12 protein-coding genes are annotated in these 17,294 nt (G+C 51.0%); 3 read left to right on the forward strand and 9 right to left on the reverse strand.

The window, feature by feature from the left end; all coding sequences use genetic code 11:
- Nucleotides 1-5: 5 nt before the first annotated feature.
- The 5 genes from ACYVIC_RS04660 to ACYVIC_RS04680 form a co-directional block, all read right to left on the reverse strand.
- Complete coding sequence (locus ACYVIC_RS04660) at nucleotides 6-3,065, reverse strand: efflux RND transporter permease subunit (RefSeq protein WP_460857715.1); 3,060 nt, start codon at nucleotides 3,063-3,065, stop codon at nucleotides 6-8.
- Entirely contained in the window at nucleotides 3,062-6,133 is a 3,072-nt protein-coding gene (locus tag ACYVIC_RS04665; protein WP_460857716.1) for a multidrug efflux RND transporter permease subunit, read from the reverse strand. The genes ACYVIC_RS04660 and ACYVIC_RS04665 overlap by 4 nt, the downstream gene beginning before the upstream one ends.
- The gene (locus ACYVIC_RS04670; RefSeq protein WP_460857718.1) at nucleotides 6,133-7,341 is read right to left on the reverse strand and encodes an efflux RND transporter periplasmic adaptor subunit; all 1,209 of its coding nucleotides are present in this window, start codon (nucleotides 7,339-7,341) and stop codon (nucleotides 6,133-6,135) included. The genes ACYVIC_RS04665 and ACYVIC_RS04670 overlap by 1 nt, the downstream gene beginning before the upstream one ends.
- Before the next feature lie 186 nt (nucleotides 7,342-7,527).
- The gene (gene ssb / locus ACYVIC_RS04675; RefSeq protein ID WP_460857719.1) at nucleotides 7,528-8,139 is read right to left on the reverse strand and encodes a single-stranded DNA-binding protein; all 612 of its coding nucleotides are present in this window, start codon (nucleotides 8,137-8,139) and stop codon (nucleotides 7,528-7,530) included.
- A gap of 20 nt (nucleotides 8,140-8,159) precedes the next feature.
- Nucleotides 8,160-9,524 carry an MFS transporter gene (locus ACYVIC_RS04680; RefSeq protein WP_460857721.1) on the reverse strand — a complete coding sequence of 455 codons (1,365 nt, stop codon included), beginning with the start codon at nucleotides 9,522-9,524 and terminating at the stop codon, nucleotides 8,160-8,162.
- Between the two features lie 187 nt (nucleotides 9,525-9,711).
- On the opposite strand from ACYVIC_RS04680, the gene uvrA reads away from it, so the two are divergent.
- The 3 genes from uvrA (at nucleotide 9,712) to ACYVIC_RS04695 (ending at nucleotide 13,294) form a co-directional block, all read left to right on the forward strand.
- A complete protein-coding gene (uvrA, locus tag ACYVIC_RS04685; RefSeq protein WP_460857722.1) occupies nucleotides 9,712-12,534 on the forward strand; it encodes an excinuclease ABC subunit UvrA in 2,823 nt (940 codons plus the stop codon).
- 68 nt (nucleotides 12,535-12,602) lie between these two features.
- Nucleotides 12,603-12,905: a type II toxin-antitoxin system HigB family toxin gene (locus ACYVIC_RS04690; protein WP_460857724.1), complete on the forward strand. Its 303-nt coding sequence runs from the start codon at nucleotides 12,603-12,605 to the stop codon at nucleotides 12,903-12,905.
- A gap of 14 nt (nucleotides 12,906-12,919) precedes the next feature.
- A complete protein-coding gene (locus ACYVIC_RS04695) occupies nucleotides 12,920-13,294 on the forward strand; it encodes a helix-turn-helix domain-containing protein (RefSeq protein ID WP_460857726.1) in 375 nt (124 codons plus the stop codon).
- Here the strand turns inward: ACYVIC_RS04695 and ACYVIC_RS04700 are convergent.
- The 4 genes from ACYVIC_RS04700 to dcm all read right to left on the reverse strand — a co-directional run bounded on the left by ACYVIC_RS04700 (nucleotide 13,291) and on the right by dcm (nucleotide 17,268).
- Nucleotides 13,291-13,752 carry a methyltransferase family protein gene (locus ACYVIC_RS04700; RefSeq protein ID WP_460857727.1) on the reverse strand — a complete coding sequence of 154 codons (462 nt, stop codon included), beginning with the start codon at nucleotides 13,750-13,752 and terminating at the stop codon, nucleotides 13,291-13,293. The two genes, ACYVIC_RS04695 and ACYVIC_RS04700, sit on opposite strands and share 4 nt — an antisense overlap.
- A gap of 159 nt (nucleotides 13,753-13,911) precedes the next feature.
- Nucleotides 13,912-14,364: a very short patch repair endonuclease gene (locus ACYVIC_RS04705; protein WP_460857728.1), complete on the reverse strand. Its 453-nt coding sequence runs from the start codon at nucleotides 14,362-14,364 to the stop codon at nucleotides 13,912-13,914.
- A 15-nt stretch (nucleotides 14,365-14,379) separates the two neighbouring features.
- The gene (locus tag ACYVIC_RS04710; protein ID WP_460857730.1) at nucleotides 14,380-15,591 is read right to left on the reverse strand and encodes a type II restriction endonuclease; all 1,212 of its coding nucleotides are present in this window, start codon (nucleotides 15,589-15,591) and stop codon (nucleotides 14,380-14,382) included.
- A 294-nt stretch (nucleotides 15,592-15,885) separates the two neighbouring features.
- Nucleotides 15,886-17,268 carry a DNA (cytosine-5-)-methyltransferase gene (dcm, locus tag ACYVIC_RS04715; protein WP_460857731.1) on the reverse strand — a complete coding sequence of 461 codons (1,383 nt, stop codon included), beginning with the start codon at nucleotides 17,266-17,268 and terminating at the stop codon, nucleotides 15,886-15,888.
- Nucleotides 17,269-17,294 lie beyond the last annotated feature (26 nt).

Below are 17,294 nucleotides of genomic sequence, written 5' to 3' on the forward strand. Positions count from 1 at the left end.
CGCGGTTAAATACGGGCAGCACTCTGGTGCGCTAAGCGCTGTTTAACTTTACTGATCAGCAAATACACCGCCGGGGTGGTGTATAGCGTTAACAACTGGCTTACCAGTAGGCCTCCCACTATGGTAATGCCCAGCGGCTGGCGCAGTTCTGAGCCTTCACCCACTCCCAGTAATAGTGGCACTGCCCCCAGCACCGCCGCGAAGTTGGTCATCAAAATTGGCCGCAACCGTTGCTGCGCCGCCAGTGCCACCGCGTCTTTGGCCGACAAACCTTGTTCGCGTTCGGCTGCCAGCGCAAAGTCGACCAGCAGAATAGCGTTTTTCATCACCAGGCCGATTAACAGAAACAGCCCCAGCAGGGCGATCAGGTTAAAGTCGCCGTTGGTTAAATACAGTGCTAACAAGGCGCCCAGCCCGGCGCAGGGTAGCGTGGATAAAATGGTCAGCGGTTGCAGCAGGCTTTCATACAAGATACCCAGCAGCAAATACACCGCCAGGATTACGCCGATAATAAGCCAGGTTTGATCGGCAGAGCTAAACATGGCATTACGCTGGTTTTCACCGCTGATAGCATGGATAGCGCCCGGCACCATCAATTCTGCCAGCGCCTGATCAATAGCGGCACTGGCCTGCATGGCACTAATGTTTTCTGCCAGGCCATAGCCAATATTGGCCGAAGCAAACTGGCCGTCGTGCCGCACCCGGTCATTTACCAGTCCATACTGATAGCTGGCAATAGCAGACAACGGCACCCGGCGGCCATCGCTGGTAATAATTTGCAGCTGTTGTAACACTTCTGGCTGGGCGGTGTAGCCCGGCAGCAGTTCCATTACGATACGGTACTGGTTTTGCTGGTCATACAAGGTGGCGACCTGGCGCTGCGAGAAAGCATTGTTTAGCAGCGATGCCACAGTGCGCATATCTACGCCCAGCCGTTGCGCCGCCTCGCGGTCAATCTGTAGCACTATTTGCTGGGCATCTTCACCGCCTGGTGTATCCACATCGACCAGCTCTGGCAGCTCTTGCAGTTTTTCGCCGACTTTTTTCCCCCACAGGCGCAGCAGTGATAAATCGTCTGATAGCAGCTGAACTTCGTAGTCGCTGCGGCCAAAAGGCGACGATAGCCGGATATCCTGGTCAACATTCATAAACAGAATACCGCCCGGTACTTTGGGGGCATTATTGCGTAGCCGGTCAACCACTGCACGGGCAGATACCTGACGTTCGGCTAAGGGTTTCAGCCGTACCCGCATCCAGGAATTGCTGACACCACCACTACCACCGGCCGAGCCGGTAACATCGGCTACAGCCGGGTCTTGCAATACGTATTGGCGAAAGGCTTCTATTTTTGGTTGCATCATTTGAAACGAGGCACCGTCATCACCGCGGACAAAGCCATTTAACTGGCCGGTATCCTGTTCGGGCAGCATGCCGCCGGGTACTTTACTGTATAGCCAGGCGCTGGCAGCAAACAGCAGTACCATCAGCAACAACAGCCAGCGGTAGTGACTAAGGCAAATATCAATGCTGCGGCGGTAGCTTTGTTGCAGGCGCCAAAACAGCCCCTGATGCTGCCTGGCAGACGTCGGCGCTTTTAACAGCATTGCAGACATGCTGGGGGTTAAGGTCAGTGAAATCAGCAGCGAAATCACCATAGCGGCCACCAGCGTGATAGAAAACTCGCGGAATAGTCGTTCTACCAGGCCGCCCATAAACAGAATTGACAGAAAAATTACAATCAATGCCAGGTTCATTGCCAGCAGGGTAAAGCCAACTTCAGCCACGCCTTGTCTGGCGGCTTGCAGCGGTGTCAGGCCGCGCTCGAGATGACGGCGAATGTTTTCCACCACTACTATGGCATCATCTACCACCAGGCCGGTGGCAACGATTAATGCCATCACCGACAAGTTATTCAGCGAAAATCCACCTAAATACATCACGCTAAAGGCGCCAATTAGCGATATTGGTATGCTGGCGCTGGGAATTAACGCACTGCGCAAGTCGCCGAGGAAAGCCCATACCACCAACACGACCAGCACTACGGCGATCAGCAGGCTGATTTGGGCTTCGTCCAGCGTGGCGCGGATCACCGGGCTGCGGTCCATTACCACCGCCAGATCGGCCCCGGCGGGTGTCAGCGCTTGTAACAGCGGTAACTGCTGATATATCGCATCGATGGTGGCGACAATATTGGCACCGGTACGGCGGCTAACCAGCAGGATCACTGCATCTTTATCATTATGAAAGCCGGCGCTGTAGCGGTTTTCGGTAGAGTCAGTTACCAGTGCGACGTCAGACAAGCGGATGGCGGCACCGTCAACATATTTGATAATCAGATCCTGATAATCGCTGGCCTGGCGCAGGGTTTCGCTGGTCGCCAGTTGCCAGCGATGAGTATCGTTTTCCAGTACGCCTAAGGGCACTGAGGCGTTTACCGTGCTGATGGCCGCGCGCACTTCGTCTAGTGCTACGCCAAAATGCGCCAGCATACCGGGGTTGAGTTGCACCCGCACCGCTGGCAGTGATGAGCCGGATACTTCAACTTCACCCACGCCATTAATGCGCGCCAGTTTTTGTGCCAGCACGGTAGAAGCATTGTCGTATAACACACTGCCAGCCAGATGCTCAGAGCTTAGCGCCAGCGCCATAATGGGCGCTTGCGACGGATTAAACTTGCGGTACACCGGGTTGCCCGGCATGCCCGAGGGTAACTGGCCGCGGGCGGCATTAATGGCAGCCTGTACTTCGCGTGCGGCATCATCGACGTTACGGTCCAGCTCAAACTCCAGCCGGATCTGGGTAGAGCCCTGACTGCTGGACGAGCTGATGCGCCTAATGCCAGAGATACTACCCAGCGCACGCTCCAGCGGCGTGGCCACGGTGGCGGCCATGCTTTCCGGGCTGGCCCCGGGTAAACCTGCGGTAACCACTATCATCGGAAAATCAATCGCCGGTAGCGGTGACACCGGCAGCAAGCGCCAGCTCAGCAAGCCCAGCAACATAATAGCCATGGCAATTAAGCCACTGGCAACCGGCCTTTGAATAAACGGCTGTGCCAGGTTCATACTGCAGCCACTTCTGCTATAGCTTTGCGCTTAGTTACCAGCCGGTCAAACCACAAATACACCACCGGTGTGGTAAATAATGTCAGCACCTGGCTGACCAGCAAGCCGCCTACCATGACCAGGCCCAGTGGCTGGCGCAGCTCTGCGCCCGAACCACTGGCCAGCATTAGCGGTACAGCACCAAACAGCGCCGCCAGGGTGGTCATCAGTATGGGCCGAAACCGCAGCAACGCCGCCTGATAAATAGCATCGCGCGGTGTCATACCCTGATTACGCTGGGCGTCTAATGCAAAGTCGACCATCATAATGCCGTTTTTCTTTACCAGGCCAATTAGCAGCACTATGCCGATAACGGCTATCAGGTCCAGTGGCTGGCCGGTTAATAACAAAGCCAGCAAGGCCCCTACCGTTGCTGACGGCAGCGTTGATAAAATGGTTAACGGGTGGATCAGGCTTTCATACAAGATACCCAGCACGATATACATGGTAATGATGGCTGCCAGCACCAGCCATAAGGTGTTGCCGAGTGAGGCCCGAAACGCCTCGGCCGCGCCCTGAAAGCTGAGCTCAACCTCCGGCGGTAATTGCAGTTGTTGCTGCACCTGTTCAATGGCGTCTACGGCCTGGCCGAGTGAATAGCCCGCTGTCAGGTTAAACGACAAGGTTACCGCCGGAAACTGGCCCTGCTGGTTTATCAGCAACCGTGCCGGACGCTGGGTTACGCTGGCTACCGCCGCCAGCGGGATGGTGGCGCCACTGCTGCTGGTTAAATACAAGTTGTCCAGCGCCTCTAGCCCCTGCACCTGCGCCGGGTCGGCTTCCAGTATTACCCGGTACTGGTTAGCCTGGGTAAACAAAGTGGATACCTGGCGCTGGCTATAGGCGCTTTGCAGCACTGAACTGATTTGCGCCACACTCAGGCCAAGCCGGGCAGCGGCGTTGCGGTCGATATCAATATAGGCTTGTAGCCCCTGATACTGCAGATCATGGGCAACTTCTGACAGTTCGGGCCTTTGCTCTAGTGCCTGCAGCAATTCTGGCAACCACTGGCGCAGCACATCGTGCTCGGGTGTGCTTAAACTAAACTGATACTGGGTACGGCTAACTTTATCTTCAATGCTTAGCTCCTGTACGCTTTGAAACCAGCCTTTAATGCCCGGCACGGACTGTGCCTGTTGCTCCAGCTGGCTGATTACCTCTGGTGCCGACAATGAGCGCGTGTCATGTGACTTAAGATTTAGCAAAATGCGGCCGCTGTTGATGCTGCCGTTATTGCCATCTACGCCGATAAATGACGACAAACTTTCAACCGCCGGGTGTTGCAGCAAGTTAGCGGCCAATTGCTGCTGGCGCTGGGCCATGGCGCTAAAGGAAATGTCTTGTGGTGCTTCGGTAACCACCTGTATTACGCCGCTGTCCTGCACCGGGAAGAAACCTTTTGGTACCGCCAGATACAAGCCAGCCGTCAGGGCTACAGTGGCCAGCATACTGGCCATTGCCAGCGTTTGGTGGCGTAAAACCCACTGCAGTGCCACGCCATAGCGGTTAATGATGCGTTGCATCAGGCCGTGTTGCTGCTCATGCGACGGTACGGCAGTAAGTAAACGGGCACACAACATTGGCGTCAGGGTAAGGGATACCACCAGCGAAATCAGAATGGCGACGGCCAGCGTAACGGCAAATTCATAAAACAGCCTGCCCACCACGTCGGCCATAAATAACAGCGGGATCAATACCGCTATCAGCGAGAAGGTGAGAGAAATCAGCGTAAAGCCAATTTCTTTGGCGCCTTTTAATGCCGCCTCCAGCGGTGGTGTACCCTGTTCGCGGTGGCGGGCTATGTTTTCCAGCATTACTATGGCGTCATCCACCACAAAGCCGGTGGCAATAGTCAGTGCCATTAACGTCAGGTTATTTACCGAAAAATCCAGCCACAGCATTACGGCAAAGGTACCTACCAGTGACAGCGGCACCGCCAGGCTGGGAATAATGGTGGCCGGTATAGTGCGTAAAAACACAAAGGTCACCAAAATCACCAGACAAATAGCAAACACCAGCTCTTTTTGTACATCGCGCACTGAGGCGCGGATACTGTGGGTGCGGTCGGTCAACACGTTAACATTAACCGCAGCTGGCATAGTGGCAGTAAGTTGCGGCAACAACGCCTGCACACGGTCGGCCACTTCTATAACATTAGCGCCGGGCTGGCGCTGAATATTCAGCAACACCGCCGGTTGCGTATTGGCCCAGGCAGCCAGAAAGCGATCTTCGGCACCTTGCTCAATGGTGGCAACATCGCGTAACCGCACTGGGGTGTTATCACGCCAGGCGACAATTAACTGTTGATATTGTGCTACATCACGGATCTGATCGTTAGCGTCTAGCATGGTCGAGCGAAACGGGCCATCAAAACTGCCTTTGGGCTGATTGGTATTGGCCGCAGTGATGGCTGAGCGCAGGTTTTCCAGGCTCAGGTTCATATTTGCCAGTGCCGCCGGGTTGGCTTTTACCCGTATCGCCGGGCGCTGGCCACCCGCCAGGCTAACCATGCCGACACCAGGTAATTGTGCCAGTTTTTGCGCCATGCGGGTATCTACCAGATCATACACCCGTGGTAATGGCAGGGTGTCAGAGGTAATCGCCAGCGTTAGGATCGGCGCATCAGCCGGATTCACCTTGCGATACACCGGTGGCGTGGGCAGATCAGAGGGTAATAGCGATGACGCAGTGTTAATGGCAGCCTGCACTTCCTGCTCGGCTACGCCCATATCTACCACCAGCGCAAACTGCAGCGTGATAACGGAAGCACCGGCAGAGCTGCTGGAGGACATTTGCTTTAAACCAGGAATTTGTCCTAATCGCCGCTCCAGCGGTGCGGTAACGGTGCGGGCCATAATATCGGGGCTGGCACCGGGGTTAAAGCTAAATACCTGAATAATAGGGTAATCAACCTGTGGCAATGCCGCCACTGGCAGCAAACGCCAGCTAAGAATACCGGCGATTAAAATAGCCAGCATCAGCAGCGACGTCGCCACCGGGCGCAATATAAAAGTGCGCGACAGGTTCATTATTCAGACCTCTTTGGCCGGCGTCCCTCTCGATCTGGTCTGGTCTGAGGTTGCGTTGTTGCCGGTTGCGCCACCTGATCGCCAATCGCTTCTACGGCCCGGCCCGGGCGTAAGCGGTCCAGCCCTTCCAGTACCACTTGTTCGCCGCCAGTCAGGCCGTCGGTGACGGCAATCAGGCCATTGTCGGCTGCACCTAGCTGCACCTGACGGATCTGCGCTTTGTTTTGCTCAATAATATAAACGTAAGTACCTGCAGAACCATACTGTATCGCGTCTTGCGGCACCGTAATCACGTTCTGATATAAGGCGACATTCAGCCGCACATTAACAAACTGATTCGGAAACAGCGCTTCCTGGCTGTTGGCAAATTCGGCTTTTAAGCGCAGCGTGCCGGTGGCACTGTCAATCTGATTATCCAGCGTGGTCAGCACACCGCTACTGAGCAGCCTTTGTTCGCTTCTGTCCCAGGCTTCAACCGTTAGTTGCTCGCCACGACGTGTGGCATCCAGTACTTGTTGCAGCTGGCTTTCGGGCACGGCAAACAGCACATTTATCGGCGCACTTTGCGTAATGGTAACCAAGCCTTCGGCGCTGTTAGCCTGGATCAGGTTACCGGCGTCTACCCGGCGCAGGCCAAGCCGGCCGCTTATCGGCGCGTGAATGCGGGTATAAGATAGTTGTAATCTGGCAGCGTCTAGCTGTGCCTGGTTGGTTTTAATGGTGCCTTGTAGCTGGGCTACTAACGCTTGCTGCTGGTTAAATTGCTGCGCCGAAATAGAGTTTTGCTCGCGTAACCTGGCGTATAACGCCAGATCGGCTTCGGCGTTTTTCAGTTGCGCCTGGTTTTGCTCTAACTGACCCTCAGCTTGCGCTAATTGTATCTGGTAATCGGCGGCATCTATCAGCGCCAGCAACTGGCCCTGTTGCACTTTTTCGCCTTCGTTAAACAATAGCTGCTGCAATTGCCCGGTTACCCGGCTTTGCACCACCACGGTATTTATCGGTGTAACCGTGCCGATGGTTTTGATTTGTGCGCGTAAATCTGCTGGCTGGGCGCTTACAACCCGCACCGGCACCGGCATTGCCCAGGGGCTCATTGGCCGTTGCTGGGTAGCTGCAGGCTGTGTCTGCGGCCAAAACCAATAGGCACTAGCCGCTGCTGTTATCACCACCGCTGCTATCAGCAGGGATTTTTTTTGCAATGCCATATGTTGTATTCCATGTCAAAACGCCAGATTGCGCTCACTATAGTGATGTGGCAGGTTCGTCTCAATACTGCATACGTCAAGAAAAGGTAAAGATGGCTCAGCTTTCGGTGAAAGGCGCAACTACAGCGGTGAATGTGAATTTAATGGCGGATAAAAAAGCCCCGCATTGTGCAGGGCTTGTCAGACCTAGAACGGGATATCGTCATCAAAGTCGATTGGCGGTTCCATCGGGGCACGCTGCTGTGGCTGTGCCGGTTGCTGGTAGCCACCTTGTGGTTGCGCAGCCGGGCGCTGTTGATAGCCGCCTTGTTGCTGCGGTGCAGCCTGCTGGTAACCGCCTTGCGCCGGAGCCTGATAAGCCTGTTGTGCTGGTTGCTGGTAGCCGCCCTGTTGCTGCGCGGGTTTCTGGTAACCGCCTTGCTGGCCGCCACCCATACCACCACCTTGTTGCTGGCCGTCACCGCGGCCATCTAACATTTGCAGTTCGTTGGCAATAATTTCGGTGGTGTACCGCTCTACGCCGTCTTTATCCTGCCACTTGCGGGTTTTCAGCTTGCCTTCAATATACACCTTACTGCCTTTACGCAGGTATTCGCCGGCAATTTCAGCTAAACGCTGGTAAATCACCACGCGGTGCCATTCGGTTTGCTCTTTTTTCTCGTTAGTGGCTTTGTCGGTCCAGCTTTCTGAAGTTGCTACCGTTAAGTTAGCTACTGCGCCGCCTTGTGGCATATAGCGCACTTCCGGGTCGGTGCCCAGGTTACCAATTAAGATGACTTTATTAATGCCACGCGCCATGCGAATTCTCCTAAAAAATGTTAAGCCCCGGCCGCGGCTATAATCGCCTGCGCCTGCGCTGTGTCAAAGTGTGCTGAACTGACTTTCAGATAACAGCGCTGTTCGGCCAGAACAATAGTTACTTCCTGCACCCCTTGCAGCTTAGAGAGCTGTGCTGCCAGAGTACTGGCTTGTCCGGCGTTGGATACCGATAACTGCAGTGATAAACGCTGAGTACGTGGTGGCAGCTGCAGGGTGCTGGCAACTGCCAGCCATATTAAACCAATAACCGCTATAGCAGCAAACAATGCTTGGTAGCTAAAATGTTGCAACAAAGCGCCGCCCAGCACGCCGCCTAAAAAGGCACCAAAAAACTGGCTGCTGGAATAAATACCCATAGCGCTGCCACGTTGTCCTGCGGGCGCGATGCGCGACACCAAAGCAGGCAGGCTGGCTTCTAAGAAATTAAAACCAATAAAAAATAACAACAGGGCTGCGGTTAACGGCCAGAAGCCGGGGAACAGCAGCGCTAATAACATTGCACTGCTAAGCAAAGCTATGGCCAGCAGAAAAAAACCTTTTTCCTGTGCTTTACGCATAGCCATAATCATCATGGGGATCATCAGCATAAAAGAGCCCAGTAATACCGGCAAATAAAACTGCCAGTGTTTTACCGACACCAAGCCATAGTTTTGCAGTAGGGTCGGCAGGGCAACAAACATCGCTGTCAGCATCAAATGCAGCAGCAACACGCCTAAATCGAGTTGCAGTAGTTGGCGGTGCTTTAGCATAGCGCCGAGGCTTTGTGGTAGTGCCAGGGTTTCCGCCATCGGTGCTTTGTGCACGCTGTGAGGCAGAAAAAACACCACCAGCAACATGGCACAGCAGGCCAATACAGCAGTAAACCAGAATACGCCACTTAAACCGGCCCACTTAGCCAACAGGGGCCCCAGCACCATAGCGGCGGCAAAACTTAAACCGATACTGGCGCCGATAATCGCCATTACTTTCGGCCGCTGCTCTTCACGTGTCACGTCAGCGGCAAAAGCCAGAATAGCCCCGGCAATAGCGCCGGCGCCTTGTAAAATACGGCCAAAAGTAACCATATAAACCGAATCGGCCAGTGCCGCCACGACAGAGCCCAGCGCAAATAGCGCCAGCCCGCCCAACATCACCTTATGCCGGCCAATACGGTCAGATAACCAACCGAGCGGAATTTGCAAAATGGCCTGGGTTAAACCATAGGCGCCAATGGCCAGACCAATCCATAACGGTGAGAAGCCAGCCAGCTCAGTGCCATACAGTGCAAACACCGGCAGCAGCATAAACAAGCCCAGCATGCGGCTGGAAAACACCAGTGCCAGCGCCACAGCTGCCCGTTTTTCTAAAGAATTCAGTTGATGCATTAAATAAGAATTAACCGCTGAAATAAGCGCGCCAGTGTAGCACAAAGGACCTGAGGATAAGAGCCTGGTGTATCGTCTAAAATAAAACTAGTGTATATTTTTACAGCCTCACATAGCCCATACTGAGTATGTAAAACCAAAAGCGGGCTAAGCACGTAAGCACAGGCGCGATTAAGCTGGAGTAAACATGGACAAAATTGATATCCGCGGGGCCCGTACCCACAACCTGAAAAACATCTCGCTGACCATACCGCGCGATAAGCTGATTGTGATCACCGGTTTATCCGGCTCCGGCAAGTCGTCACTGGCGTTTGATACGCTGTACGCCGAAGGCCAGCGCCGCTATGTCGAGTCGTTATCGGCCTATGCGCGGCAGTTTTTAAGTTTGATGGAAAAGCCCGATGTCGATCATATCGAAGGCTTATCGCCAGCTATTTCGATTGAGCAAAAGTCCACTTCGCATAACCCGCGCTCTACTGTCGGCACTATTACCGAAATTTATGACTATTTGCGCCTGCTGTTTGCCCGCGTCGGTGAGCCACGCTGCCCAACACATGATTTACCGCTGGCAGCACAAACCATCAGCGAAATGGTGGATAAAGTCACCGCCTTCCCCGAGGGCACCAAACTTATGGTGCTGGCGCCGGTGGTGCAGGAGCGCAAAGGCGAGCACGTTAAAACGCTGGAAACCCTAGCCGCGCAGGGCTATATCCGCGCCCGCATTGACGGCGAGGTCTGTGATTTATCCGACCCGCCAACGCTCGACTTACACAAAAAACACACTATTGAAGTGGTGATCGACCGGATTAAAGTGCGCGACGATATTAAAACCCGGCTGGCTGAATCCTTTGAAACCGCGCTGGCATTATCCGGCGGTGTGGCCAAAGTGGCGCTGATGGACGAGCCGGATGCGGCCGAACTAGTGTTCTCCGCCAATTTCGCCTGCCCCAGCTGCGGCTATTCGATGGTGGAGCTGGAACCGCGCTTATTTTCGTTTAACAACCCGGCCGGTGCCTGCCCCAGCTGTGATGGGCTGGGCGTAAAGCAATATTTTGACCCGAATAAAGTGATTGTTAGTGACGAGCTGAGCCTGGCCGGCGGCGCGATACGCGGCTGGGATAAACGTAATTTCTATTATTTTCAGATGTTAAAATCATTAGCCGACCACTACGGCTTTGCGCTGGACGTGCCTTTTAACAGCCTGAGCAAAAAGCAGCAGGACGCCATTTTGCGCGGCAGCGGCCATACGGTAATTGATTTTAAATACTTAAACGATCGCGGCGACATCGTGCAGCGCAGCCATCCGTTTGAAGGCATTTTACCGAATATGGAGCGGCGCTATCGCGAGACTGAATCTAATGCGGTGCGCGAAGAGTTAAGCAAATATCTGGCGCATCAATCCTGCCCCAGCTGTAACGGTACCCGCTTACGCGAAGAAGCCCGCCATGTGTTTATTGGCCAAACCAACCTGCCGCAAATTGTCGAGCTGTCGATTGGCGACTGTATGGCGTTTTTTCAGCAGTTGGCCTTAACCGGCCAGCGCGCGCAAATAGCCGAAAAAGTACTCAAAGAAATTCAGGACCGCTTAAGCTTTTTAGTAAACGTTGGCCTGAACTACCTTAACTTATCGCGCAGCGCCGAAACGCTATCTGGTGGTGAAGCACAGCGTATCCGTTTAGCCAGCCAGATTGGCGCCGGTTTAGTCGGCGTAATGTATGTACTGGACGAGCCGTCAATTGGCCTGCATCAGCGCGACAACGACCGTTTGCTGGGCACCTTAACCCACCTGCGTGATTTGGGTAACACCGTTATCGTGGTCGAGCACGATGAAGATGCGGTGCGCATGGCCGATCATATTATCGATATCGGCCCTGGCGCCGGCGTACATGGCGGTAATATTGTCGCTCAGGGCACGCTGGCACAAGTGATGGCGGCACCGGACTCCTTAACGGGCCAGTATTTGTCTGGTACGCGCAAAATAGAAGTACCGCAAAAACGGCATAAACCGGGCAAAAAGTGGCTCGAAGTGCTGGGCGCAACCGGCAACAACTTAAAAAATGTTGATGTGGCCATTCCGTTTGGCTTAATGACCTGTATTACCGGCGTGTCCGGCTCGGGCAAATCGACCTTAATTAATGACACGCTGTTTCGCGTGGCGCACCGTGTATTGAACAAAGGCGAGGGCGACGACCCGGCACCGCACCGTGAAATAAAAGGCATGCAGCACTTTGATAAAGTTATCGACATTGATCAAAGCCCGATTGGTCGCACGCCGCGCTCGAATGCTGCCACTTACACCGGTATTTTTACTGCCGTGCGCGAGCTGTTTGCCGGCACCCAGGAAGCACGCTCACGCGGTTATCAGGTTGGCCGCTTTAGCTTTAACGTTAAAGGCGGGCGCTGTGAAGCCTGTCAGGGCGATGGTGTTATTAAGGTAGAAATGCACTTTTTACCCGACGTGTACGTGCCGTGCGATGTCTGTAAAGGTAAGCGCTATAACCGTGAAACGCTGGAAATTAAATACAAAGGCAAGAATATCCATGAAGTACTGGATATGACAGTCGAAGACGCGCTGGCGTACTTTGAAGCAATTCCGGCGATTAACCGAAAACTGCAAACGCTGATGGATGTGGGCCTGTCTTACATTAAGCTCGGCCAGTCGGCTACCACCTTATCCGGCGGCGAAGCCCAAAGGGTAAAACTGGCGCGCGAGCTAAGTAAACGCGACACCGGCAAAACGCTGTATATTCTGGACGAGCCCACCACCGGCCTGCACTTTTACGATATTCAGCAACTGCTAAACGTACTGCACCGCCTGCGCGACCACGGCAACAGTATCGTCGTGATAGAGCATAACTTAGATGTGATTAAAACCGCTGACTGGATTATCGACTTAGGCCCCGAAGGCGGCAGCGGCGGCGGTGAAATTCTGATCGCTGGTACACCCGTGCAGGTTGCTGCTTGTGAGAAGTCCTATACCGGGCATTACTTAAAGCCGTTGTTGGGCTAAGGCGCTTTTTGAATGACGGCTAAAGATGCATCATTGCAAAAGTCCCATAATGGGACTATGATTGCGCTATGAGAATAATTGCACTTTCTACGTTAAAAGCATTCTGGCAGGATAAGCCGGAGCATAGTGATGCCAAAGAACCTATTCTCGCCTGGCATCGCCACGTATTAAGTGCTGACTGGCAGTCGCCTGCAGATGTAAAGCAGGACTTCAGGCATGCCAGTATTCTCAAAGATGGCAGAGTGGTATTCAACATAGCCGGAAATAAGTACCGGCTGGTAGTCTGGATTAACTATGCCTACAGAGTCGTTTATGTGCGGTTTGTCGGTACTCATAGTCAGTATGATCAGATTGATGTTCAAACCATTTAACCGCCGGAGTAGCAATGATGGATATTAAACCTATCAGAAATGATGCCGACTACCGTGCAGCACTGCAAGTGGTTGAGCAACTGATGCTGGCGCAGCCAGACACAGCAGAAGGTGAAAAGCTGGACGTAATGGTTACGCTGATCGAAGCCTACGAAGCAAAGCACTTCCCGATGGATTTACCCGATCCGGTGGAAGCTATTAAGTTTGAAATGGATCGTAAAGGCTTAACAGTAAAAGACCTGGAGCCGATGATTGGCAAAAGCAACCGCGTTTATGAGATTCTGAATTACAAACGCTCATTAACCCTGAAAATGATTTGGCGGCTGCATCAAGGTTTGGGCATACCAGCGGAATCGCTAATTAAGCCGCCAGCAAACCTGTCAAACTAAAGCCAGCGCCGCACGCTTTCGCAATAAGCCTGATACTCAGCAGCAAATTTCTGCAGCAAAAAGCGCTCTTCCGGCGCTATCTGAAACCGGTTCATATACCACACAAATAGCGGCAGCAATGCCAAAGCAGCCGCGCTCATTAAGTAAAAAGCCCAGGCCATTAGCAACAGTAAAAAGCCAACATACATAGGGTTGCGGCTATAACGGTATATTCCGCGAATTACCAGGTTGGAGCTTTGCTGCGGCACCCGTGGGTCTACCGTGGTTTTAGCGCGGCGAAACGCCAGTACACCCGCAAGTGCTACCGTTACCCCGCTAATCGCAAAAATGCCGGCGAATAGCAGCCGCCAGCTGAATGGCAGCGCTAAAGGTGGTACCCGCTGAGCAAACAGCCACATGGCTAAAGCAAATAACACCACTAACAGCAGCGGCGGAATTTTAAGTTCAAGTGCTTTCATCACGGGTATCCATTCATTTTCTGTAGTTGCATCATACTACTTAGCAAACTTTGTCGGCTAAAATTTTGCTGAACTGACACTTTTAGGCGCAGAAAAGTGTGGAATATTACATTTCCTGGCGCATAAAAGTGTAAGGCGGATGCCAAAATGGATTTTAAATCAGGCGCCAGGCAGTTCAGCAAAGCTGGAGCCATTGCGCAGCCAATGTGAAATATCTGCGATAAGTTGATCTGCTGGCATCTTATTCTTACCCTTTAGCGCACACTCCCAAACCAGCAACACCCGCCAACCCAGCTCGCGCAGCTTGTCCTGCACCGCTTCGTCATGTTTACGATTGGCGCTTATTTTCTGCCTCCACCAGTCTGTGCGGGTTTTCGGCCAGTGAAACATAGCGCACTGGTGCTGATGCCAGAAGCAGCCTTGTACAAAAATTACGGCTTTATAACGCGGAAACACCAGGTCCGGTTTCCCCGGTAAGCTGGCCACATGCAGCCGGTAACGGAATCCGGCCTGGTGCAATGCTTTGCGCACCAGCATTTCGGGCCTGGTATTACGGCCTTTAATAGCTGCCATGTTTTTACTTCGAACGACTTCTGAATGAATATCCGTCATTTTGCTTTAAAATCGTCAACCAATGGCTTTTATTTCCTGTATAAAATCACTTAAAGATAAAAGTTTGTTACGTATTTCTTCAGGGTATTTATCTTTGAGTTTTTCAGGTACGACTAAAATTACATTTTCTGAACACATTTCATTAAACTGGTTTACAGATACTCCTTCTTGAAGAGTGAAAAGATGTTTATAACCTACCCTGCTTGCCTCATTTATAATTTGCCGCCACCGGTCTTTACAAGTTGTTTTTACTGCTAGCATTCTTAGCTTATCAGTATTGAAGCCATCTTCGTGATATGCCTCGCATGACGGAAAAATAAAGTCAGGCCGTTTGTTTTCTTCCGTTTTGCATTGAGTTGAAAAGTTGGTGATACCAAATTGTTTGAAAATAGCTTCAAGATGGATTTCTAGGGATTTTCCCGACCTAGATTTTCTTCTGTTGCTAATAGAATTGGCTAGTGCTATGAAATCATCAACGCTGTTAAATCCCGATGATATTTTATCTTTCACATGTAATTCTTCTACAGCGAGAAATAGCTTGAACTCCTGTTCACGCCTTTCAAGAATAAGGTCATCAGGCGATACTTTTTTGAAATGATAGTTAGATGATAGGTAATCTATCAATTCTTCACCGCTGGGGAAGCGATTCTTCCAATCATCTGGTAATTTTATCTTTGATATAGTTGAAACATTTAGTGGAGAAAAACCGTTAAAAATAAGATTCCCAATATTTGCTAACCACTCTCCCGGAAGCACCTCCCCTACAAGGCCTTCTATATAATCCTCTTCTTCGACGCTTTTACAAACCCACACTTTGACAGACTCTGCAAACCCTTTGTCAGGATTAACTTCGAAGGAAAATATTGTAATTGCACCAGTGTTGTCCCCATTTTGCAGGGGGCTTTTGCCATTTGTAGAACTCCATCTGGTTATTCTCTTTTCATCCCGCCCTTTTGCTCGGCGCTCAAATTTTTTAGTGTTGTAATATATCGCTCTAACTTCCTGAGAAGGTAAATCATGGGAATCAATCCTTGCATCTAGTAGCATGTCTGGATTTTTAACATCTACTGAACAGATAGGGCTTAGTGCATGCTGGGAGACTGTATTTGGGATATAAGTGCCAACCTGATGACTTTTGTTTTGACCTGTGTCATTCGCAGATAATCTCTTTATAAAGATATAGTGCAAATCAGAGCTATTTTGGGTAATCCATTCTGATAAATTCACTTCGCTCATGCTCCTTTTTGATGCATGTGTATTCCCTTGGTAATCTGGACTTCGGTTGAAGTCATTTTCTTTTACAGGGGAATATACATTCTTGGCACTGCGTCTTGTCAACTGCAATAGTACAAGCTTTTACCAAAATGTATTTTGAGAGGAAGGGCACCATCACGATACGATGATTATAGTTTTATGTTGAACTCAGATTTAACAAGAAGAATTGGACATGGTTAGGATATTTTCTCCGAAAAGCAGCACGTGTGTGCTGCCTTCTGAGTATGAGAGAAGACATATAGAGTTTTAAGCGACTGCCTTATTGCTTTGCTTTGAAATTGCCAGCATGACTCTGTCTTTCATCAACTGGGCCACCCCCTGAAAAACAGGCACTACAACAGAATTTCCAAATTGTTTGTAGGCTTGGGTATCAGACACTGGAATAACAAAACCTCGCTCATCCGGACGACTAAAACCCATTAGGCGTGAGCATTCAATTGGTGTGAGTCTCCTTGGTCTCTTCTCAATATTCTCGGCATCATTGAAGTCTTTACTGAAATCCCAACCACGATCTAGCAGTATTTCAGAACCATCTTTGTAGTATCTGGCAGATAACGTTCTGGTTGCCGTACTTTTTTCGTTCACCAAACCAAAACCAAAGCCATTACCAGCTGCTTTATGCTTTGCTGCATAATCATACAAATACTGCCAAAGTTTAGGGGTCAGTATGTAGTTATCTGGTACGCCTTTATCCAGTAAATCACCGAGAACTGGTTTTGTTTCAGGCATCAGCTTATGAATGTCTTTCAAAGTAAAACCTTCATGAACATTCAGATCCTTTCTGAATCCGACAAGCACAATACGTTCACGGTGCTGTGGCAACCAATGTCTGCCATCGATTACTTTAGGATCGTTTGCTCCGGAAACTTCGCTATCAGCTACCCAGTAACCCAGCTCATCCAAAGTCTCCATAATAACTTTGAATGTTTTACCCTTATCATGGCTTTTAAGGTTCTTTACGTTTTCCAATACAAAGGCAGCGGGTTGTTTAGCAGCAATAATACGAGCGACATCGAAAAATAACGTACCCTGGGTTTTGCACTCAAAACCGTGAGCTATTCCTAGAGCATTCTTCTTCGACACTCCGGCAATTGAGAAAGGCTGACACGGAAATCCTGCCAGTAGTACATCATGGTCAGGAATAGTTTTATTGATATGTCGATAAGCCTCTTCCTCACTTACATCCTCTCTGTGGCTCAGAGTTACATCACGGATATCTTCATTAAAAGTATGATACTTTTCATTGCAGGCATAATTTGCTTTGTAAGTGCGGACTGCGTATTTATTCCATTCACTGGTAAACACACATAGCCCATTTTGCTCTTCAAATCCCTTACGAATACCACCAATGCCCGCAAACAAATCTATAAAACGAAAATCAGCAGTTTCAGGCGTGACTTTTTCAACAGGCAAAAGCTTTTTTAAATTATCGAATTCAGGAACATTTAAAGATCGGTTCGCTTTGCCTTTGAGCCAACGATTAATAGATTCACGACACCAATGACCCGGTGAATGCTTATTCAAGTATTCACCGATGAATTTCTGATCGTATATTTCTAATAGTTTTTCTATAAGATCTTTACCGCTGCGATCTTCAGTGGACTGCATATCCAAGGACAGTTGCTCCATGATTGCCTCCCTCGAAAGGGAAAAAC

This window comes from Rheinheimera gaetbuli, from assembly GCF_054781935.1.